The sequence below is a fragment of the Mesorhizobium sp. AA22 genome, assembly GCF_001672375.2.
Taxonomy (GTDB): domain Bacteria; phylum Pseudomonadota; class Alphaproteobacteria; order Rhizobiales; family Rhizobiaceae; genus Mesorhizobium; species Mesorhizobium wenxiniae.
The window spans coordinates 719,070-738,590 of sequence record NZ_CP048406.1 but is presented as its reverse complement, the minus strand read 5'-3'; the positions used below and the strand labels follow the sequence as shown (position 1 = coordinate 738,590).

Annotated in this window: 16 protein-coding genes; 5 read left to right on the top strand and 11 right to left on the bottom strand. The window is 63.7% G+C overall.

The features are described from left to right. Window positions 1-301 precede the first annotated feature (301 nt). Window positions 302-1,651 carry an MBL fold metallo-hydrolase gene (locus tag A9K68_RS03485; RefSeq protein ID WP_065006446.1) on the bottom strand — a complete coding sequence of 450 codons (1,350 nt, stop codon included), beginning with the start codon at window positions 1,649-1,651 and terminating at the stop codon, window positions 302-304. After that, entirely contained in the window at window positions 1,651-3,756 is a 2,106-nt protein-coding gene (locus A9K68_RS03480; protein ID WP_065006445.1) for a S8 family serine peptidase, read from the bottom strand. The genes A9K68_RS03485 and A9K68_RS03480 overlap by 1 nt, the downstream gene beginning before the upstream one ends. Window positions 3,757-4,246: 490 nt before the next feature. Here A9K68_RS03480 and A9K68_RS03475 point away from each other — a divergent pair, with 490 nt between their 5' ends. Together A9K68_RS03475 and A9K68_RS03470 are read left to right on the top strand one after the other, a co-directional pair. Continuing rightward, entirely contained in the window at window positions 4,247-5,224 is a 978-nt protein-coding gene (locus A9K68_RS03475; RefSeq protein ID WP_065006550.1) for a threonine/serine dehydratase, read from the top strand. A gap of 87 nt (window positions 5,225-5,311) precedes the next feature. Continuing rightward, window positions 5,312-5,950, top strand: coding sequence for a glutathione S-transferase family protein (locus A9K68_RS03470; protein WP_065006444.1), 639 nt, complete (start codon window positions 5,312-5,314; stop codon window positions 5,948-5,950). Window positions 5,951-6,071: 121 nt separating this feature from the next. On the opposite strand, the gene A9K68_RS03465 is transcribed toward A9K68_RS03470, so the two are convergent. The 4 genes from A9K68_RS03465 to A9K68_RS03450 are packed head-to-tail and all read right to left on the bottom strand — an operon-like array spanning window position 6,072 to window position 9,782. Further along, window positions 6,072-7,208, bottom strand: a complete 1,137-nt coding sequence (locus tag A9K68_RS03465) for an ABC transporter permease (RefSeq protein ID WP_065006548.1) — start codon at window positions 7,206-7,208, stop codon at window positions 6,072-6,074. 8 nt (window positions 7,209-7,216) lie between these two features. After that, window positions 7,217-8,137, bottom strand: coding sequence for an ABC transporter ATP-binding protein (locus A9K68_RS03460; protein WP_065006443.1), 921 nt, complete (start codon window positions 8,135-8,137; stop codon window positions 7,217-7,219). Beyond that, window positions 8,134-9,087, bottom strand: coding sequence for an HlyD family efflux transporter periplasmic adaptor subunit (locus A9K68_RS03455; RefSeq protein ID WP_065006442.1), 954 nt, complete (start codon window positions 9,085-9,087; stop codon window positions 8,134-8,136). Before A9K68_RS03455 ends, A9K68_RS03460 begins: the two co-directional genes overlap by 4 nt. After that, window positions 9,084-9,782 carry a CerR family C-terminal domain-containing protein gene (locus A9K68_RS03450; RefSeq protein WP_065006549.1) on the bottom strand — a complete coding sequence of 233 codons (699 nt, stop codon included), beginning with the start codon at window positions 9,780-9,782 and terminating at the stop codon, window positions 9,084-9,086. The genes A9K68_RS03455 and A9K68_RS03450 overlap by 4 nt, the downstream gene beginning before the upstream one ends. 91 nt (window positions 9,783-9,873) lie before the next feature. Here A9K68_RS03450 and A9K68_RS03445 point away from each other — a divergent pair, with 91 nt between their 5' ends. Together A9K68_RS03445 and A9K68_RS03440 are read left to right on the top strand one after the other, a co-directional pair. After that, window positions 9,874-10,347: a CYTH domain-containing protein gene (locus A9K68_RS03445; RefSeq protein ID WP_065006441.1), complete on the top strand. Its 474-nt coding sequence runs from the start codon at window positions 9,874-9,876 to the stop codon at window positions 10,345-10,347. Continuing rightward, window positions 10,344-11,312 (top strand): CHAD domain-containing protein, encoded by a 969-nt coding sequence (locus tag A9K68_RS03440; protein WP_163602983.1) that lies wholly within the window; start codon window positions 10,344-10,346, stop codon window positions 11,310-11,312. Before A9K68_RS03445 ends, A9K68_RS03440 begins: the two co-directional genes overlap by 4 nt. Before the next feature lie 307 nt (window positions 11,313-11,619). Here the strand turns inward: A9K68_RS03440 and A9K68_RS03435 are convergent, their stop codons facing one another. From A9K68_RS03435 to A9K68_RS03415, 5 genes are all read right to left on the bottom strand, one after another. Next, on the bottom strand, window positions 11,620-13,638 hold the full coding sequence (locus A9K68_RS03435; protein WP_065006547.1) for an ABC transporter ATP-binding protein/permease: 2,019 nt from the start codon (window positions 13,636-13,638) through the stop codon (window positions 11,620-11,622). Between the two features lie 228 nt (window positions 13,639-13,866). Further along, entirely contained in the window at window positions 13,867-15,576 is a 1,710-nt protein-coding gene (locus A9K68_RS03430) for a SulP family inorganic anion transporter (protein WP_065006439.1), read from the bottom strand. Window positions 15,577-15,710: 134 nt separating this feature from the next. Further along, on the bottom strand, window positions 15,711-15,980 hold the full coding sequence (locus A9K68_RS03425; RefSeq protein WP_029347895.1) for a helix-turn-helix transcriptional regulator: 270 nt from the start codon (window positions 15,978-15,980) through the stop codon (window positions 15,711-15,713). Between the two features lie 195 nt (window positions 15,981-16,175). Further along, window positions 16,176-16,877 (bottom strand): phosphatase PAP2 family protein, encoded by a 702-nt coding sequence (locus A9K68_RS03420; RefSeq protein WP_065006438.1) that lies wholly within the window; start codon window positions 16,875-16,877, stop codon window positions 16,176-16,178. Window positions 16,878-16,889: 12 nt separating this feature from the next. Then, a complete protein-coding gene (locus tag A9K68_RS03415) occupies window positions 16,890-17,228 on the bottom strand; it encodes a hypothetical protein (protein WP_029347892.1) in 339 nt (112 codons plus the stop codon). 204 nt (window positions 17,229-17,432) lie between these two features. Between A9K68_RS03415 and A9K68_RS03410 the strand changes: the two genes are divergently transcribed. Continuing rightward, entirely contained in the window at window positions 17,433-19,424 is a 1,992-nt protein-coding gene (locus A9K68_RS03410; protein ID WP_065006437.1) for a PhoX family phosphatase, read from the top strand. Window positions 19,425-19,521 lie beyond the last annotated feature (97 nt).

Sequence of the window (19,521 nt, the reverse complement as noted above, 5' to 3'; positions counted from 1 at the left end):
ACCCGGTTCGTCGCAGGCGAATTGAAAAGGTCCAGGGGACCTTTCAAAGGATTCGAACCCGGGGAGCTGCCGCCGGCAGCGGCCTCCGGCTGAGGCAATCAGCTACCAGACCGGGGCAATCGACAGCCATTCGTCAATTGAAGAACGCCCGAAGCCATAGCGGAGGGCCGGAGCGGCCAGTTCGCCGCAGGCCCCAGGCCCCATGGCCGTCGCCATATTTTGGAGCCTCCCAAGCAGTCCATGCAGGCGCGACGGCGTGGTGGCGCTGGTGATGCGCGGACTGACTCGACGCGTTATCGGTTCAGACCTTGAGTTCGAGCGGCGAGGCTTTGAGGGATTTGAGCTTCAACCTGTCGGGGTTGTGCTGTTTGGCCTCTGCGAGGAGAGCCTCGACCGCCTTCATATGAGCGATGTTCTTGTCGAGCTCGGTGGAGCGCGTGCCCTTCTTCGCAATGTAGGCGGCCTGCTGCTTGTCGAGATAGTGGGTGCTGCAGTTGAGCCATATGGTGAAGGGCTGGCCGGCTTCCGCGTTCGGGGAGAGCTTGTCGGCAACGCCCAGCCGGGAATCGAGCAGCACCTCGAGGACACGCAGGTCGGGGTTTTTGTCCTTGCCGTTGGCGCAGATCAGGTAGTGATCGGCGGTGATGCGCCTGGCGAAGGCGCGGTGCAGATTGTGCTCGGAACCGTGGTGCTGGAGCTTCAGCACGTCGACATGCAGCCCGGCGCCATCGGCGAGGCGGCCGTGATGGGTGAGGCCGGCGAGGATATCGTCGGCATGGCCATCGCCGGTCATGATGACGCGGGTGACACCGCCGCTAGCCTTCGGCTCTTCGAGCAGCAGCATGAGCGAGGCGAGGTTGGGCTCGGTGACGTCCTTGCGGTGCCCCAGTTCGTCGTCGATGGACACGCCGAAGCCGGGCGGGATCGGACTGTCGTTTTCTTCCAGCCACTCCTCGAGGTCCTGCAGCGAGCCCGCCTTCTTAGGGTTGTTGAGCCAGTTCTTCCAGTATTTGCGGAGGACTTCGAGATCCTTTTCGAACGGACCGATGACGCGGATGGCGAGGGAGCTGTTGGCCGCGAGGCTGATCACCTCGTGGCCGCGGACCATGGCGAGGAGCTTGCCGAACTCGCCATTAAGAGGGATGTTCAACTGGTCGGCGGCGATGCGGCGGGACACCTTGATCGCCTCGGGGATCGAGTTGGCGATGCTGCGGAAGGCGTCGGCGAGCCGAAGCAGTGACGGGTTGGCCGAACTGGACAGCGTGTTAGCGCGGGCGGCGAGGACAGTGCCGATCGCCTCGGACTCATCCACCATGAGCTTGAACGCGTTGTGCCAGATACGCTTGACCTTGGGCGGTCTCCTGAACGGTGGCTTGCCGGAGGACTGGCCGTTGGCGTGCTTGTGGTCGAAAACGCGCCATTGCACTGTGTCCTCGAGCAGCTGCAGCACGCCGGCGATGTGATCCTGATCGACGTGCGAGACATAGACGAGGTCTAGTTGCTTGCCGGTGTCCTCGGCCCATTTGCCGAGATAGCCGCGCACCTCGGAGGCATAGGAGCCGGGCATACCGCCATCGGCGAGGATGGTGACGGCACCGGCCTCGATCAGCAGGCAATCGCCCTTGTCGGAGGGGAGCAGGGTGATTTTCATTATGCGGCCTCGGGCGGCGGGCGCCGGGTTGCAGGCCTGGCGGCACGGCGACTGGCAGGACGGCCCGGCGGGGCCGCGGCGGTGACGGTGGGAGCGGTAGCGGGCGGGGTGGTTTTCTTCAGCTCGGTACGGGTCAGCGCGTGGGAGGCTTCGGCGACGCAGGCGGCAGGAGAGATGACACCGAAGCCGAGGTCGTTCGTCCACTGATAGGTGGCGCCGGGGAGGGGCCGGGCGGTGGCCTTAATGATGCCGAGGATCTGGGCAGCGGTGAGCGTCGGCTCGGCCGCCAGCATCAGGCCGATGACGCCGGCCACATAGGGGCTCGCCATGCTGGTGCCGGTCATTTCGATCCACGGGTCATCCGGACCGCCGAAGCCGTTGGCCGCGACGATGCCGGTGCCGGGCGCAGTGATGTCGGGCTTCAGCCGGCCGTCACGGGTCGGACCCTGGCTCGAGGTGATGTGAGCGCGGCGCTTCAGTTCATCGAGATTGGCGACGGAGACGATGCGTTGGCCGCAGGCGAGGGCGCTGACCGAGGAGGTGTCGACATGCGAGGCCTCGGTGAAGAACGACGGCCAGAAGTAGCTGCCGTCGCCCAAGTCGGCCGGGTCGTCGCGCTCGATCCAAGCATGGAAGGCGCCGTCGCGGATGACGAGGCCGTGCAGCCGGACCTGCCAGACGCCGGCAGGGATGCCGATGATCAGGTTGCTGCCGAAGAACGGCGTCAGGTAGGTGGCGATGTAGTTGGCGCCGTTGGTCGGGTGGTGCAACTCGTTGTAGACGCTGATCAGTGTGCGGTCGGGCAACTGGTGGTTCTCGAGAAACTCACCGGGTAGGATCGGGCCGATCCAGTCGCCATCAGGCGGGCGGATGCTGATGGCGAGGCGATCCTGCGGCTCGTACCAGATCTCGAGCTCGTTCTCCGATGCATCCTTGATCTTGTCGCCGACGACCTGCCACTCGAGGATGTGGTCGAGGCCCTGGGCATCGATTTTGCCGCTCGCATGAATGCGGCCCATCATGTAGCCGAGATCGTCCGGAGCTTCGGGTCGTTCCTGGCCGGCGTTGCCGGCGGCAATGCAGATCGAACGGCCGGGCTCCGATAGCAACGCGTCGATCCAGCGGTCGAGGATGCTTGAACCGTCATGGGCGTGGCCGTTGGTCCCGAGGCTGATGTTGATCGAGATGGGGCGCTCACCGGCGAGATCGAGCAGGTAGTAGACGGCGTCGAGCAGGCAGGTGGAATCGTAGAACGAGGTGCGCCGGTCGATCTCGTCTTCCGGCAGCGCGATCAGGACCGCGGCGATTTCAGCTGCGCTGCAGAGACCGCTATTGCCGGCGGCGATGGAGGCGACATGGGTGCCGTGCGAGCCCACCACCATCTGCGATTGCGGCTCGAGATCGTGCGGCGAGACGTGAATCTTGGCGGCATCCGTCAGTGCGGTTTGCATATCGGCGGCGGAGATCACCCGACCGCGCTTGAGGCCCTTGCGATTGCGGCCGACCTTGGCACCCTGATCCCAGATGCTGACAAACCGCGATTTGCCGCCGACGAGGAAATCGGTATGGGCCCAGTCGAAGCCTTCGACATCGATGATGCCGATCAGCATGCCCTTGCCGTCGCCGAGTTGGGCCGGAGCGACGCCCGGGACCCGGCGGGCTGGAGCGGTGCCGCCGGCGCTGCCCTTGATCGGACGCGGCAGCTTCAGGGCATCGGCCGGTTCGATAAAGATGGTGCCGGCGTCGCGCGCGAGATCGTACACTTCATCGAGGGTCATCCGGCGGGTCGCCATCCCGCGCAAGGTCTGCTGGCCAGCGACCGGTGGCAGTGAATCGGTGGAGCGGACGAAAACGCTGACCTCGACGGCCGCCCGCTGCGCCTGCACGTCGACCCCGTGCTTCTTGGCGGTGCCGCTGACCGGGGCGTCCTCGGGTGCGATAGCGGTAGCGAGCGGTGGAGTGGAGGCCGCAAGCTCCTCGGTGGTCACGCGCAGCGCCGGCTGCACTTCAGATTTGGCGGAACTGACGTCTGCGTCACAATTTGCGAACATCCGCAATTTCGGATGCTGGTTCCGCAGCACAACGTTCTGCCAGCTGTCACTCATCGCATCCGCCCTGTCGAATATTTTGAGGACGACAGACTCTTCTGAGGCGGAGGATGTCAGTTAATGTTGTCACAAGCAACAGAGTGGCGTGTATTTATCGTTGTAGTTGCAAATCGCGTACAGAACAGCGGGTTACTGGTAGGCGCCGATCAATTACATCGATTATGCACCACAAGTGAGGTTCATGATGGCGCCGCTGACTGCGCGTGCGCGATTGGAGGTGGCGAAGGCGGCGGCCTTGGCGAGTTCGGCGTGCGGCCGGGTAGGCACTGGACCCGGGGCTAATGAAGCGCTTCAACCACATTGCGCGCCAAGCGCTTCTTGCCCGCCACAAAACCATGTCCGCCACGAAGCTGTCAGAGTGGCCGGCTGCTGATGGGCACACCCCCCTTTCCTGCCCAAAGGCGAATTGTAACGGTCACATTTTTACAGTGGTGCGCGGCCTGGTTTTCCGTGCACCATGGGCGATCTCATTCTGCAGGACCTCCCCATGACCACCCCTCCCGGCATCGCCGATATCCGCGCCGCAGCATTGCGATTGTCCGGCTTGATAGTCGAAACGCCGCTGATCGAATCGCCGGAGCTGAACAAGCGCTTCGGTGCCAGAATCCTGTTCAAGCCGGAGACGCTGCAGCGCACCGGCTCTTTCAAGTTCCGCGGCGCCTATAACAAACTGTCGTCGCTGAGCGACGAGGAGCGCAGCCGTGGCGTCGTGGCCTTTTCGTCGGGCAATCACGCGCAAGGCGTCGCCGCGTCGGCGGCGATGTTCGGCGTCAAGGCGGTCATCGCCATGCCCACCGATGCGCCGGCGATGAAGGTCGGCAATGTCAGGAAAATGGGTGCGGTAGTGGTGCCGTTCGATCGTTTCCGCGATGACCGCATGACGGTGGTTCGCCCGTACGTGGAGAGGGGCATGGTCCTGGTCCCGCCATTCGACGATCCCGCCATCATCGCCGGCCAGGGCACGATCGGCCTCGAACTGATGGCGCAGGTGAAAGCGCTCGGCGTGAGCCTCGACGCCATTGTCATTCCCTGCGGCGGCGGCGGCCTGAGCAGCGGCATCTCGATTGCGGTCAAGGACGCATCGCCGGCCACCGCCATCTGGGCGGTGGAGCCCGAGCATTTCGACGACACCTGTCGCTCACTGGCCAAAGGTGCCCGGGTTTCGATCGAACCCGGCCACACTTCGATCTGCGACGCGCTCCTCACCACCGAGCCGGGCGCGATCACCTTCGAGATCAACCGCAGGAATCTCGCCGGCGGCATTGCCGTTTCCGACAGTGCCGCGGCACAGGCCATGCGCGACGCCATGGCCCATCTCAAGCTGGTGGTCGAGCCCGGCGGCAGCGTCGGGCTGGCCGCGTTGTCATCGGGCGAGATCGAGCTATCAGGCAAATGCGTCGCCGTGGTGCTGTCCGGCGGCAATGTCGATTTCAGCACCTATGCTGAGATCATGGCGGCGGCATAGGGTGGCAAGCGGTTCCGGCTTCGCTCCGATGCCAAGCGTCATAGCGCTCCTGCGCGTCCAGTCGAACCATTCAAGGACTGACATGCAATGAAGCTGTACTTCAGCCGCAATCCCAATCCCCGCCTTGCGGTCGCGGTAGCGCGCTATCTCAATGCGAAGGTCGAGTTTGAATTCGCCTCCCCCTTCGCTCCGGGGCAGGCTGAGCGATTTCGGCCGCTGAATCCAAATCTTTCATTGCCCATACTTGTGGGCTCGGGAAAGAGCCTCTGGGAGGCTGATGCCATTGCCTGCCGGCTTTCACGCGACGCGCATTCGGATCTCTGGCGCACCGGCGACGATGAACCCGAGATGATCCGATGGCTCAGTTGGGGTAAGGAGAACTTCGCGAGAGCTTGCGACGTCGTGCATTTCGAATGCGGGACCAAACAGCGGTTTGGGCTCGGACCGATTGATCAGCACCGGGTTGAAGAGGGGCTGAGAGACTTCCGCACGGCCGCTGCAACACTTGAGGCCGAGCTTTCCGAGCGAGAATGGCTGGTCGAAAATTCGGTTTCCTATGCCGACTTTCGAATGGCGACGTTTCTGCCCTTTAACGATGTCGCCAGATTGCCGCTCGACGATTATCCTTCTGTCAGCCGCTGGTATCGTCAGTTTGAAGAAATCGACGCCTGGCGCAATCCTTTCCAAGGACTGGACGCGCCTGAATTGCCGCCGGTCCCGGGTTAGGCCAGACCCGCATAAATCTCGACCCGATGGATCATGCATCCAAGTGAGCTGAGCTGCTGTTCGCGTTGGAAACTCCGCACTCCACCCATCTCGGCCATTTGCGTAGGCTGCTTGAGCTGGACTAGTCCAGAGTGCGGCGGAACCGCACCAGCGCCACGCCGGCAAACAGCGCCACGAACACGACGAGCCAGCCGATTTCGGTTGCGACCGCCGGCAGGTCGGCGCCTTTCAGCATCACCGCGCGGATGATGCGAAGGAAATGCGTCAGCGGCAGAATCTCGCCGAAGATCTGCGCCCAGCCAGGCATGCCGCGATAGGGGAACATGAAGCCCGACAACAGAATCGACGGCAGGAAGAAGAAGAAGGTGAGCTGGAGTGCCTGCATTTGCGTGCGCGCCATCGTCGAGATGGTGTAGCCGAGCAGCACCAGCGCCAGCACGAAGACCAGAACCGCCGATAGCAGCAGTGACAACGACCCGGTGAAGGGAACGCCAAACAGCAGCTTGGCCGCCGCCAGCACCACCACCACTTGAACGGCGCCGACCACCAGATAGGGCAGCACCTTGCCCAGCATGATCTCGAGCGGGCTGGAGGGCATCGCCAGAAGATTCTCCATCGTGCCGCGCTCGGTCTCGCGTGTCAGCGCGATCGAGGTCATCATCACCATCGTCATCTGCAGGATGACGCCGAGCAGGCCGGGCACGATGTTGTATTGCGAAATGCCTTCCGGATTGTAGCGTCGGTGGACAACGACCTCGAGCTGGCCTCGGGCGGTCTCGGCGGCCGTTTCCTGCATGCCGCGCGCCCGGAGCAGCGCCTGGTTGGCCACGGTGCCGAGCGTCGAGATGGCGCCGCTGGCGACCGCCGGGTCGGTCGCATCAGCCTCGATCAGGATTTGTGGCTGGTCGCCGCGCTCGACTCGCCGGGCAAAATCGGCGGGAATGGTGACGACGAAGGCGACGTCGCCACGCGCCATCAGGAATTCGGCCTCGGCGGCACTTTGCACGACATGGTCGAACCTGTAATAGCCGGTGGTCTGCAGCGCCGAGACCATGGCCCGCGTGTAGGGATCGCTGCTCATCGCCACCAAGGCTGCCGGCAGGCTCTTCGGATCGTTGTTGATGGCGTAGCCGAACAGCACGAGCTGCATCAGCGGCACGCCCAGCATCATGGCGAAGGTGATGCGGTCGCGCCGCATCTGGATGAACTCCTTGATCAGCAGCGCGCCGAGCCTGGCGAAGGAAAAGACGCTGTTTATCCCGTTTCTCATCCCATGTTGTCCTTCGAGTCGGACATGAACTGGATGAACACATCCTCAAGGCTGGTTTCGCCCGGCGAAACCGTGACGCCTTTGTGATGCTTCTCGACATCGGCAAGTGCTGCCTTAAGCGCCTTCCTGTCGGAGCCGACGACATGCAGCGTCGCGCCGAACGGCGCCACCTGGTCGACGCCGGAGCGGCCGCTGAGTGCGGCAGCAACCCGATCGAGCTGCGGGCCCTGCACGACGAAGGTCGTCAGGCCGGCATTCCTGACCACCTCGTCGACCGTGCCGGTGGCCAGCATCTTGCCGTAGGAGATATAGCTGATGCGGTGGCAGCGCTCGGCCTCGTCCATGTAATGCGTGGAGACCAGAACGGTCAGCCCGCCGCTGGCCAGCCTATGGATCTCGTCCCAGAATTCGCGCCGCGCCTTCGGGTCGACGCCCGCCGTCGGCTCATCGAGCAACAGCAATCTGGGCTTGTGCATGATGCATGCGGCCAGTGCCAGCCGCTGCTTCCAGCCACCGGACAGCGTACCGGCCAACTGGTCCTTGCGCGAGGTGAGGCCAAGATCTTCCAGCGTCCTGCCGACATGCTCGTTAAGCGGCTTCAACCCATAGAGCCGCGCCACGAATTCAAGGTTCTCGGCGATGGTCAGATCCTCGTAGAACGAGAATTTCTGCGTCATATAGCCGACTTCACGCTTGATTCTCAGACTGTCGCTGCGGATGTCGAAGCCGAGCACCGTGCCTTCGCCCTCGTCCGGCGTCAGCAGGCCGCACATGATGCGGATGGTCGTCGTCTTGCCCGAGCCGTTCGGGCCGAGGAAGCCGACGATCTCGCCTTCGGCCACCGTCATAGTCACATGGTCTACGACGGTCTTGTCACCAAAACGCTTGACCAGGCCATGGACATCGATGGCGTTCATTTGCCGTTATCCGCCAGATCGACATCGACGATCTGCCCCGGTTGCAGCGCGCTGGAGTCGCCGTCCGGCCGCGCCTCGACCAGATAGACCAGCTTCTGCCGGGTCTCGAGCGAGTAGATCACCGGTGGGGTGAACTCCGGGTCCGGCGACACATAGCTGATGCGCGCCTTCACGTCCGGCCCGCAGCCGTCGCAATGAACATTAAGCAGCGTGCCGACTTTCACCGACGAGAACGCACTTTCCGGCACATAGACGCTGAGCTTCACAGCGCCGTCCGGCAGCATCGAAATGACCGGCGCGGTCGGGCCGGCCGTGTCGCCCGGATTGCGGATCACATCGTTGACGCGGCCGGGCGACGGCGCCGCCAGCACGCGCTTCGACAGCCGCCATCGCGCTTGCTCCAGCGCCGATTGCGCTTGGCTGACCTGATTCTCGGCCGCCTTGATCGTTTCGGGCCGTGCCGGCAGGCCGCCGACGGCGAGATTGGCTTCCGCCTGGCCGACCTGCGCATTGGCTGTCTCCAGAGTGGCCGAGGCGGTGTCAAAATCGGCCTGAGTGCCGGTGCCGCGTTTGAACAGGTCGCTGGCGCGGGTGTATCTGCGTTTGGCGTCGGCGGCCTGCGCCTTGGCCATGTCGACCTGCGCCTTGAGCACCTCAATCTCTTCCGGCCGTTTGCCGACCTGCAGGTCGGCAAGTTGCGCCTGCGCCTGGGCAAGGGCCGCCTCGGCTTGCACGACGGCTATTCTTGCATCGGCGCTTTCCAGCGTCACCACCGGCGTGCCCGGCACGACGCGGTCGCCGCGTTTGACCGAAATCGTCTCCACCTGCGCCACCTCGATCGGCGCGAGCAGCACATAGTCGCCCTCGACATAGCCGACGGCGAGTGGTGCCGCTGGTGCGCAGGCGCTGAAAAGCAGAGCGGCGAGCGGCAGAGAGCAGAGGAAACTCATGACCTACGATCCTTCCGGGCGGCCAATATGGCCCCAAGGTTATCCGTCACCGTCGCCGCAATCTTGACAGCCTCGGCGTCGCCGACCGCGCGCCAGCCCATGCGGCGCATCACCGCCTCGCGACCGATGCGGAAATAGACGACTTGGCCGATCAGCGTGAACACGGTGAGTCGGGTAGCCTCGCTTTCGGCCGGCTCGCCCGTCGCCTGCTCCCAGACCAGGCAGAGCCGGCGATGCGTCGGCTCGAACACGCCGTCATAGATGCGGTCGAGTGCAGCCGTCGGATGCGAAAGTTCACGCAGGACGAACTGCACGATCTCACCGGCCTCCGGCCTAGCCACGACGAAGGCCACCATCCGCTCCAAAGCGGTGAACAGTTGTGCCCGCGCCGCTTCGGGGCCGCCCGCCTCTGAATCGCTCGGCGCCTGCAGGTTGCCGATCGCCTGGCCGGCAATGGTCTGGATGGTGTCGACGATATAATCGGCCGCTGCCGCGCGAAGCCCTTCCTTGCCGCCGAAATGATAGGCGATCGAGCCGATATTGGCCTTGGCTTCAGCCGCGATCTCTCGCGTCGAGGTCCCGTCGAAGCCTTGTCGTCCGAACAGCTTTAGCGCCGCGCGGACAAGTGCCGCGCGCGTCATGTCGGCGGGAGACGTCTCGCGACGTGGAATTTTGGCGTTCGTTAGCTTGGCCATGATCAGCAATTTAATCAATCGAATGATTAAAGTCAACCCTAAGCCGTCTCCACCTTGCCATCTCCAGCCGCAGGCGCTTTAGTGCGAAGCCATGGTCAAGGAAATCGAGCGCAAGTTCCTGGTCTCCGGCAATGAGTGGCGGGATTTGGTCGAAGCGGACATCCGCATTCGCCAGTTCTATCTCGCCGCCACACCGGACCGCTCCGTGCGCGTGCGCGTCAGCAACGGCGCCTCGGCAAAGCTGACGCTCAAATTCGGCAGCAAGGTCCGCGAACGCGACGAATTCGAATATCCGATCCCTCTGGCGGAGGCGGAAGAGATGCAGGCCTTCGCGATCGGACATGTCATCGAGAAGACACGCCACCATGTTAGGCATCGCGGCCATCTCTATGAAGTCGATGTCTTCGGCGGGATGCTTGCGGGGCTGGTGGTTGCCGAGCTCGAGACGCCCGAGGACGTGCCGGACGAAATGCTGCCAGACTGGCTCGGCCGCGAAGTTACCGGCGAGCAGAGGTTCTATAACGCGTCGCTCGCCCTCGGGGGGAGTCCGGAGATCGCCGCATGAGTTATCGCATCGATCCGCGCCTGCCCTTGACCGGCGAGGTCAGGCGCATCCTCGCCGAGGAGATCGGCAAGGCGCTGGTCCACCTGGACGTGGCGCATGACAGGCCGGAGCAGGCGCTGCACAAATGCCGCAAGCGGCTGAAGAACGCGCGCGCCTTGCTGCGCCTGGTCCGTTCCGGCGACGAAACGTTCTGCCTGACCGAGAACCAATGCTACCGACAGGTGGCAGCCCTGCTTGCCGGTCCGCGCGAGGCGACCGCCCTGGTTGAAACCATCGACCGGCTGGCAGCAACCTTTCCCGAACAGAGTGCCGGCGGCGGTCTCGATGCGGTGCGCGAGACGCTCGTCGCGCGTCAGCACGAATTGCATGGCGGTGTCGGCCTCGACGCTGCAATAACTGCCGCGATTGCCGCTTGCGAGGAGGGCATCAGCCGGATCGATATGCTGGCCTTGCCGGACCAGCCCGAACAGGCCGCCGATGTGCTTGCCGAAGGCGCCCGCATCACTCTGCGTCGCGCCAGAAAGGCGCTGGACAAGGCAAGCTCCCGCGGCGGGGCCGACGATTTCCACGATCTGCGCAAGGCAGCAAAGACCCACGGCATGCATCTGTCGTTGCTCGGAAGGCTGTGGCCGACGCCGATCAAGGCCCGGCGCAAGGCGGTCGACGAACTCGGCGAAAATCTGGGCGAACTGCATGATGTGTTCGTTATGCGTACGCTTCTCGATGCCGCCGACCGGCCGCTCGGCTCTCCTCAAGAAACGCGGCTCCTGAGCAAGCTGTTGAAGCGCTCGGAGAAAAGCCTGAAAAAGACCTGTCTCGCCGCCGCCGCCGATCTGTTCGGCGACAGCCCCAGGCGCTCGACAAGGAAACTCGCGCGCAAGGCGCGCGACGATCTGGCCGCTGCGTCGCAGGAGACGCGCTGCCGCGCCCGGCGGCTGATTGGCGCTATTGCATTTAGCGAATAGCCTCTCACCCGGATTGCCAACCGAATTGCGAAGGGCAATTCGGGACAGTCAGACCGACCTGCCGCCCTTTTCCGCATCGTCAAGCCGACGCTGGAATACGGGTTCGACCACTGGCCGTGAATTGGGGCGGCAAGGCCGCCGAATAGCGGGGTTTTGCCTGGCCGCTGGCGCCGGCTTAAGGACGCCTGCTCGATGCCTGATTGCTTAAGTTGGTGCGTACGACGCGACGGCTTCACTCCCACAGCGTATACTTGACCCGTCCCCCCGGGGGAGACCGGGTGTTTTTCAGTTTTGGGATGGCGCCGCCTTACTCCAGCTCATGCGGCTTTTCGATCGGAGCGCCGGTGCCCCACAAGGCTCGCGCGAGCAAGTTCCGTCTGCCCTTGCGCGAAACAAGGTCGATGTCGCTGACAAGAATCGCGCCGCCCTCGCGCCGCTCCAGGGTGATCTTGCGGCTGTGGTAGGCTTCCAGCTCGGCGCGGTGCGCCACGCTGATGATGGTGACATCAGGCAATTCGTGGATCACCGTCTCCATCATCTTGTCCTGGCTCTTCTCGTCGAGCGCCGACGTCGCTTCGTCCAGCACGATGATATCGGGACTGTGCAAGAGCAGACGTGCGAAGGCGAGCCGCTGCTTTTCGCCGCCCGACAAGATCTGGTCCCAGGGCGCGTCTTCCTCGATCTTGCCCTTCAGATAATCGAGGCCCACCTTGTCGAGGGCGACGTTGATCTCGGCAATCGTCCAGTTGTCGGCGGGGGCGGGATAGGCGACCGCGCGGCGAAGCGTCCCTATCGGGACATAGGGGCGTTGCGGCAACATGAACAGCCGGCTGTCGGCATGGAAATCGACGCTGCCGCCGCCCCATGGCCACAGACCCGCGACGGCCCGCACCAGCGTGCTCTTGCCTGTGCCGGATTCGCCTGAAACCAGCACCCGCTCGCCCGGCTCGATCTCGACCTCGGTCTCCTTGACCACGCCGGTGCCGTCGTCGAGCGACACGGAGAGATTGTTCAGGCTGAGCATCGCACCGTCTTCGGTTTCGCCGTGCTGGATGCGGCCCAGGGTGTCGCTCTGTTCCGCGCGCTCGAGCCCGTCGAGCGACATCATCAGCGAGGCTATGCGCCGCGCGGAGGCGTTCCAACCGGCAAGACGGGGGTAGTTGTCGACCAGCCATCCGAACGCGCCCTGCACGATGGCGAAGGCGGAGGCAGCCTGCATGACCTGCCCGAGGGTCATGCTGCCTTCGAGAAATTTTGGCGCGCAAAGCAAGATCGGCACGACCGGCGCAAACAGGCTCGACCCCTGCGACACCAGCGCCGTGCGCATGTGCTGGCCTGTAAGCAGCGCCCATTGCCCGAGCACATAGGCGAACGTTTTGTCGATGCCGCTGCGCTCCTCCTCCTCGCCGCCGAGCAATGCGATGCTCTCGCCGTTTTCCCGCACGCGCGTTAGCGTGTAGCGGAACTCGGCTTCCGCCTGATTTTTCTCCTCGGAGAGATGGACGAAATGGCGGCCAATGACCACCATCGAGGTGGAGGTGATGGCGGCATAGATCACCGCGGTGATGACGAGAAAGCCGGGAATGGTGACGCTCGAACCTCCGATCGGCAGGGTCAGCGCGCCGCCGATCGTCCACAGCACCACGATGAAGGTCGAGGCCGACAGAAACGCGTTGAGGACACCGGCGATGAAATCGACGGGCGATTCGGTAGCAATCCGCAGATCCTCCGAGATGCGGGCTTCGGGGTTCGTGTGGTCGCCGGCGACGAGGTTCAGCTGATAATACCGGCCGTTGGCGAGCCAGCGCGCGATGACTGATGTGGTGAGCCACGAACGCCAGCGGCGCTGGATCGTCATGCGAAGATAGACCTGTGCTACGACAAGGCTTCCGCTTCCGAGTACGAGCGGCACGAACACGGCGCTCAGGAAATAAATGGTGCGGGCGTTGCGTTGCTCGATGGCGTCGAAAATCGCGCGGTTCCAGACATTGATCCCATACTGGAAACCGACATTGACGCATATCAGGATCAACAGCCCGATCGTGAGCGGCCAGGCGAAACTGTCGCCGCGCCGGCTCCAGTAACCGCGCGCGCTGATCCAGAAACGCCTTAGCAGATATTTCTTGCGCGCCCGCTCGGCCTCTTCGGGGGTCAGCTGTGGATCGGGTTCGACGGCTTCCGGCGGCGGCGCAGCTTCGCCGACGACCTCGGACGCGGCTTCGGCAGTCGATGCCTTCTCTTCGCTCGATTTCTCCTGACGCGGTGTCTGGGCATCGCGCGATCTGGCGCCGTCGACCGATCTCGGTTTGGATTTCGCCTCGGACATACGGCCGACAACGGCCCAAAAATCAAAAGGTTTCATGATGCCCGCTCGATCCAGCAGCCAGCAGCGCCAAGGCTCTCCCGGTGTTCCAATAACTCGCAACGGTCGCGCCTATGGTCGTTCTCGAATGACAGCCTTTGACCTGTCGAGTGTCGGCCATGGATCAAAGTGACACTCGGCAATGGGATAGCTTGTGCCAACAGGAGGCCACGGGCCGGCAAATCCTGGTTGCTAATCCGTCTCTGGTTTGCCCTTCAGTTGCGCCCGCGCATCCCTGATCGAGGCGGCGTATGTCACCAGCGGCCGCTTGACGCCGTGGTTGATCAGCATGCGACGTGTCTGCGGCGAAGCGCCTGATATGATGAAGCGCACGCCGGCGCGCCTGGCCTTGTGCGCGGCGCCCTCGATGACATTGGCCGCCGTCGAATCGAAGAACGGCACCGCCGAGCAGTCGAGGATGAAGTTCCGGCGCTGGTCGGCGATGCGGTCGAGCACCGCACCGACAGTCGAGGCGGCGCCGAAGAAGAAGGCGCCCGAAATCCTGTAAACGACGGTGTCGGCATCGCTGGCCTCGCTGGCATCGTAGGCGCTGGCCTGGTCGGCGACATCCTCCTGCACAAGTGACGGATCGGCCTCGACGGCGATGCTCTTGGCCATGCGGTCGATGAACAGGATCGAGCCCAGGGCGAAACCGACGACGATGCCTTCGGTGAGGTCACGGAAGATGACGATCAGGAAGGTCGCCAGCAGCACCAGCGCGTCGCCACGCGAAGCCCGCAGCAATGTGAGGAAGGCCTGCTTTTCGAACATGTTCCAGCACACCACTGCCAGCACGCCGGCCAGTGCCGCCAGCGGGATGTAGCTGGCCAGCGGTGCCGCCACCAGTATCAGAGAAAGCAGGATGGCCGAGTGGATCATGCCCGAAACCGGTCCATGCGCGCCGGCCCGCACATTGGTCGCCGTGCGGGCGATGGTGCCGGTGGTGCAGATGCCGCCGAACAGGGCGGACGCGATGTTGGCAAAGCCCTGCGCCACGAGTTCGCAATTGGAGCGGTGCCGCCTTCCTGTCATGCCGTCGGCGACAACGGCCGACAACAGCGATTCGATCGCGCCGAGCAGCGCAAAGGCTATGGCGTCCGGCAGGACGTCGATCACCCTGGCGAAGCTGATTGGCGGAAAGGCCGGCATTTGCAGGCTGCGCGGGATGCCGCCGAAGCGCGTGCCGATCGTTTCGGCAGGCAGGGACAACAGCGCTACGACAAGCGAAGCCAGACCTATTGCGATCAGCATGGCTGGCCATTTCGGTCGCCACCGCTTCATCAGGGCAATGGCGAGGATGGTCAGTACGGCCACGAAGGTGGCGGCGAGATTGATCGTGCCGGCCGCCTCGCCGATCGCCATCAGCTTCGGCACCAGCGGTCCAGGTTCCTTGCCGGCAAGCTTCAGCCCGAACAGCTCGACGATCTGGCCGGAGAAGATGATGATTGCGATGCCGGCGGTGAAGCCGACGGTCACCGGATAGGGAATGAACTTGATGTAGGTGCCAAGCCTGAGATAGCCGATGGCGAGCAGGAAGACGCCGGCCATCATCGTCGCCAGCAGCAACCCGTCAACACCGACCCGCGCCACCGTTGCCGCCACCAGCACGATGAAGGCGCCGGCCGGCCCGCCGATCTGGAAGCGGCTGCCGCCGAGCGCCGAGATGAGGAAGCCGCCGATGATGGAGGTGTAGAGCCCGCGCTCCGGCGTCACGCCCGATGCGATCGCGATCGCCATCGACAGCGGAAGCGCGACGATGGCCACGGTCAGCCCAGCGATGGCATCGATCCTGAAATGCTCTGATGTGTAACCCTCGCGCAGCACCGTCACCAGCTTCGGCGTGAACAATTCGGAGAATGTCGGCCGCGCCGGTTGATGAATTGTCCGCCGGATTTGATCCATAGACTGCCTTCCGCTCCTGATGCATGTCGCCCAAAAGTGCACAGCGGTTTTGGGGCAACGACATGCATAAAAACCAAGGAGGCGGCGGGATCGTCGGCAGGACTGTCGGCGGTCGCCGTCGCGACTTTGCGGGCTCAGCCTGGCGGGTTCTTCGGCACGATCGGCTTGAGGCGCACGCCCCTGCCGCCGCGCTCGCTGGCCTGGTTCTCGCCGATCAGTTCCACGCCGGCCTCATCGAGAGCCTGGATGACCTTCATCAGCGTGTCGACCACGCCCCTGACGACGCCGTCGCTCGCTTCCATACGCTGAATGGTGGGAAGCGAAACCCCGGCGCGCTCGGCGAGCGTCTTCTGATCGATGCCGGCCAGCGCCCTCGCGGCGCGCATCTGCGCGGCAGTGATCATCGGCTAAACCCCCGTCTGAGTCTGCAGGTCCATGTATAATACCATCATTGTGATGGTTCAAGCATCATGACGCATATGTCACACATGCACACCAGACCGTTTGCGTCCTGCAGAGCCTGCGCGCCAGCTGGGACAGCAGGCCCCAGTGCCGCAACTTCGAGGAGAATTAGCGCAGCGTCGTTCTGAACGGCCGGTTCAGCCGCCGTCGCTCTGCCCGCGCCATCGCTGTAGCGCCCATGCGGCCAGCCAGCACAGCATCGCCCAGGCGAAGCCGGCGCACCAGCCGGCCAGCACGTCGGATGGCCAATGAACGCCGAGATAGACGCGGCTGATGCCGACCAGCAGGGTCGTCAGCACAGCCAGCGACAGCACGTAAATCTTCGTCGTTCGCCCAGGCAGGAAGCGCGACGCCATGCTGCCCAGCGTCAAATATGTCACCGCCGACAGCATCGCGTGGCCGCTCGGAAACGAAAGCGATGCCACGTCGGCGAGATGCGAAACCAGATCGGGGCGCGGCCGGTCGATTCCGAGCTTCAGCGTGCTCGACAGGGCCTGCCCGCCCGCCACTGCGACGAGGACGAGAAACGCTGGTCCCGGCCTGTGGATCAGCAGCAGATAGACGATCACGGCGGCCGTGATCAACACGAGCACGCTGGCGCTGCCGAGGCTGGTGATGTCGCGCATCGCCCCTTCCAGCCATAGCGGTCCGATCGGATTGTCGGGCTGGCCCGCTTCACGGAAGGCGAGCAGGATTTCCGTATCGAAGGCGTGCGGCGTAGTGTCTCGCGCCACCTCCATCAGTTCCTCAAACCCCCACAGTCCGCAGGCGATGACCAGTCCGGCGAGCAGCACCGGGAATTCGATTCTGTTGAGCAGCTTGCTTGCGGTATTCTTCATCGGCCCTCGCTGTTACGGCCTTTGCAGATAGGGCCCGAGCGTGATCAGTGCCACCGCTGCGATGGCGAGCACGATGCCGGTCGCCTGCAACGCATTGACGCGCTCGCCGAAGAACACCAGTGCCACCACGTTCACCGACACCAGCTGGATCACCGCCGACAGGCTGAACGACACCGACATGCCGAATTCACGGATCAGCCTCAGCATGATCAGATTGCCCGCCGAATACAGCGCCAAAGTCAAAACGATCTTGCCGAAGCTCGGCGCCAGTCCCCATTGCTTGGCCGCCGTCGCTGCCAGCAGGAAGATCACCGTCGAAATGCCGAGCTGCCCCAGTCCCCAGAAACTCACTTTTTGTCCCTCTGACGCGGTCCTTCCGCGCCCTGCCGCTGATCTTGTTTCCGAAGCGCCGGTCGCGGTCAAGCGAGGCTGATCATGGACACGAAATCGGGGCTGGATATTGGCCGGCAACGTCATCAAACTGTGATCTGCCGACGATACGCGGTCAGTCAAGCAGCACGCTCAAGCCATCCCAAAGAAAGCCAGAGGCAAGCCATGACAGAACATCGCTCTCCCGACACCCATTTCCGCACCAGCCTGCTCGAGGAAAACGATGGGCCAGGAACCAATCCCACCGACAACCAGACAATGGGCGAGATCATCGCCGCACGTTTCTCGCGCCGTGGTTTCCTGCAGGGATCGCTTGCGGCAACCGCCATCGCCGCCACCGTCAGCCCGCTGGCGCTGATCCTCGCCGACGATGCCCGCGCCGCCGGCGGATCGGCCTTCAGCTTCGACGAGGTCGAGGCGGGCGTCGACGACAAGCACCATGTCGCCGCCGGCTACGACGCCGACGTGCTGTTGCGCTGGGGCGATCCGCTGTTTGCCGATTCGCCGGAATTCGATCCGACAAAACAGTCGGCGCAAGCCCAGGAAAGACAGTTCGGCTACAACAACGACTATGTCGGCTTCATCCCGCTCGACGGCTCGGCCGAGCATGGCCTGCTGGTGGTCAACCACGAATACACCAACCCGCATCTGATGTTTCCGGGCCTCGTCACCATCGTCGAGGGCGAGGCCAAGCAGGCGCCGCTGAGCAAGGAACAGGTCGATATCGAGATGGCCGCGCATGGCGGCACCATAGTCGAAATCCGCAAGGCATCAGGCAAATGGCAGGTGGTGCGCGACGGCAAGCTCAATCGCCGCATCACCTCCAACACCGAGATGGCACTGTCCGGCCCGGTCGCCGGCCACGACCGGGTCAAGACCAGTGCCGACCCGACCGGCACGAGGGTCTTCGGCACCGTCAACAACTGCGCCGGCGGCGTCACGCCCTGGGGCACCTACGTCATGGCCGAGGAAAACATACACGGCTATTTCTCGGGCGAGCTGCAGGAAGGCCACAAGGAAGCCGCCAACTACAAGCGCCTGGGAATTCCCGAAGGCGCCTATGAGTGGGCGGCGCATTACGACCGCTTCGACATCGGCAAGGAGCCGAACGAGCCGAATCGCTTCGGCTGGATTGTCGAGGTCGACGTCAACGATCCGATCTCGGTGCCAAGGAAGCGCACCGCCATGGGCCGCTTCAAACATGAGGGCGCTGAATCGATCGTCGCCAAGGACGGCCGCGTCGTCTTCTATCTCGGCGACGACGAACGCTTCGACTATGTCTACAAATTCGTCACGGCCGGCAAATTCAACGCCGAGGACCGCGCCGCCAACATGGATCTCCTCGACGACGGCACGCTCTATGTCGCCAAATTCGCCGAGGACGGCTCGATCGAATGGCTGCCCATCGTCTTCGGCCAGGGCCCGCTGACGGCGGAGAACGGCTTTGCCAGCCAGGCCGACGTGCTCATCGAGACGCGCCGTGCCGCCGATCTGCTCGGGGCCACCAAGATGGACCGCCCCGAGGATATCCAGCCGAATCCGACGACTGGCAAAGTCTACGTCATGTTGACCAACAATTCTAAACGCAAGACGGACCAGGTCGATGCCGCCAACCCACGCGCCGAAAACGCTTTCGGCCACATGATCGAGATCGTCGAGGACGGTGGCGATTTCACTGCCAGCAAGGGCAAATGGGAAGTGCTGTTGAAATGCGGCGATCCCTCGGTGGCAGAAGTCGGCGCCACCTTCTCGACCGCAACCACCGCCAATGGCTGGTTCGGCATGCCGGATAATTGCGCCTTCGATTCAGCCGGCCGGCTTTGGGTCGCTACCGATGGCCAGGGCCCGAAGGCGACCGGCCGCACCGATGGCCTGTGGGCGGTCGACACCGAAGGCGAGGCGCGGGCGACATCAAAGCTGTTCTTCCGCGTGCCGATCGGCGCCGAAATGTGCGGCCCGCTATTCACGCCCGACGACCAGACCGCCTTCGTCGCGGTTCAGCATCCGGCCGATGGCGGCGAAGACTGGGAGGCTTTTGGCCGTCCCTCTTACTACGAGGACCCGTCGACCCGCTGGCCCGACTTCAAGCCCGATATGCCGGTGCGGCCGTCGGTCGTCGCCATCACCAAACAGGGCGGTGGCAAGATCGCGGTCTAAAGATCATCGCGCTCCCAGGTCCACGCTGGTAAATCGTGAAGGAGGGGTTTTGGCTCGACCGAAGCCCCTCCTTTTTCATGCCCACTTGCCAATTTAT

What these genes read in the sequence shown, in the direction of transcription:
- A9K68_RS03435 (WP_065006547.1), bottom strand. Translation starts at nt 13,638, where the DNA reads ATGTCCGAGGCGAAATCCAAACCGAGATCGGTCGACGGCGCCAGATCG.
- A9K68_RS03430 (WP_065006439.1), bottom strand. Translation starts at nt 15,576, where the DNA reads ATGGATCAAATCCGGCGGACAATTCATCAACCGGCGCGGCCGACATTC.
- A9K68_RS03455 (WP_065006442.1), bottom strand. Translation starts at nt 9,087, where the DNA reads ATGAGTTTCCTCTGCTCTCTGCCGCTCGCCGCTCTGCTTTTCAGCGCC.
- A9K68_RS03445 (WP_065006441.1), top strand. Translation starts at nt 9,874, where the DNA reads ATGGTCAAGGAAATCGAGCGCAAGTTCCTGGTCTCCGGCAATGAGTGG.
- A9K68_RS03440 (WP_163602983.1), top strand. Translation starts at nt 10,344, where the DNA reads ATGAGTTATCGCATCGATCCGCGCCTGCCCTTGACCGGCGAGGTCAGG.
- A9K68_RS03475 (WP_065006550.1), top strand. Translation starts at nt 4,247, where the DNA reads ATGACCACCCCTCCCGGCATCGCCGATATCCGCGCCGCAGCATTGCGA.
- A9K68_RS03480 (WP_065006445.1), bottom strand. Translation starts at nt 3,756, where the DNA reads ATGAGTGACAGCTGGCAGAACGTTGTGCTGCGGAACCAGCATCCGAAA.
- A9K68_RS03410 (WP_065006437.1), top strand. Translation starts at nt 17,433, where the DNA reads ATGACAGAACATCGCTCTCCCGACACCCATTTCCGCACCAGCCTGCTC.
- A9K68_RS03425 (WP_029347895.1), bottom strand. Translation starts at nt 15,980, where the DNA reads ATGATCACTGCCGCGCAGATGCGCGCCGCGAGGGCGCTGGCCGGCATC.
- A9K68_RS03450 (WP_065006549.1), bottom strand. Translation starts at nt 9,782, where the DNA reads ATGGCCAAGCTAACGAACGCCAAAATTCCACGTCGCGAGACGTCTCCC.
- A9K68_RS03460 (WP_065006443.1), bottom strand. Translation starts at nt 8,137, where the DNA reads ATGAACGCCATCGATGTCCATGGCCTGGTCAAGCGTTTTGGTGACAAG.
- A9K68_RS03420 (WP_065006438.1), bottom strand. Translation starts at nt 16,877, where the DNA reads ATGAAGAATACCGCAAGCAAGCTGCTCAACAGAATCGAATTCCCGGTG.
- A9K68_RS03485 (WP_065006446.1), bottom strand. Translation starts at nt 1,651, where the DNA reads ATGAAAATCACCCTGCTCCCCTCCGACAAGGGCGATTGCCTGCTGATC.
- A9K68_RS03470 (WP_065006444.1), top strand. Translation starts at nt 5,312, where the DNA reads ATGAAGCTGTACTTCAGCCGCAATCCCAATCCCCGCCTTGCGGTCGCG.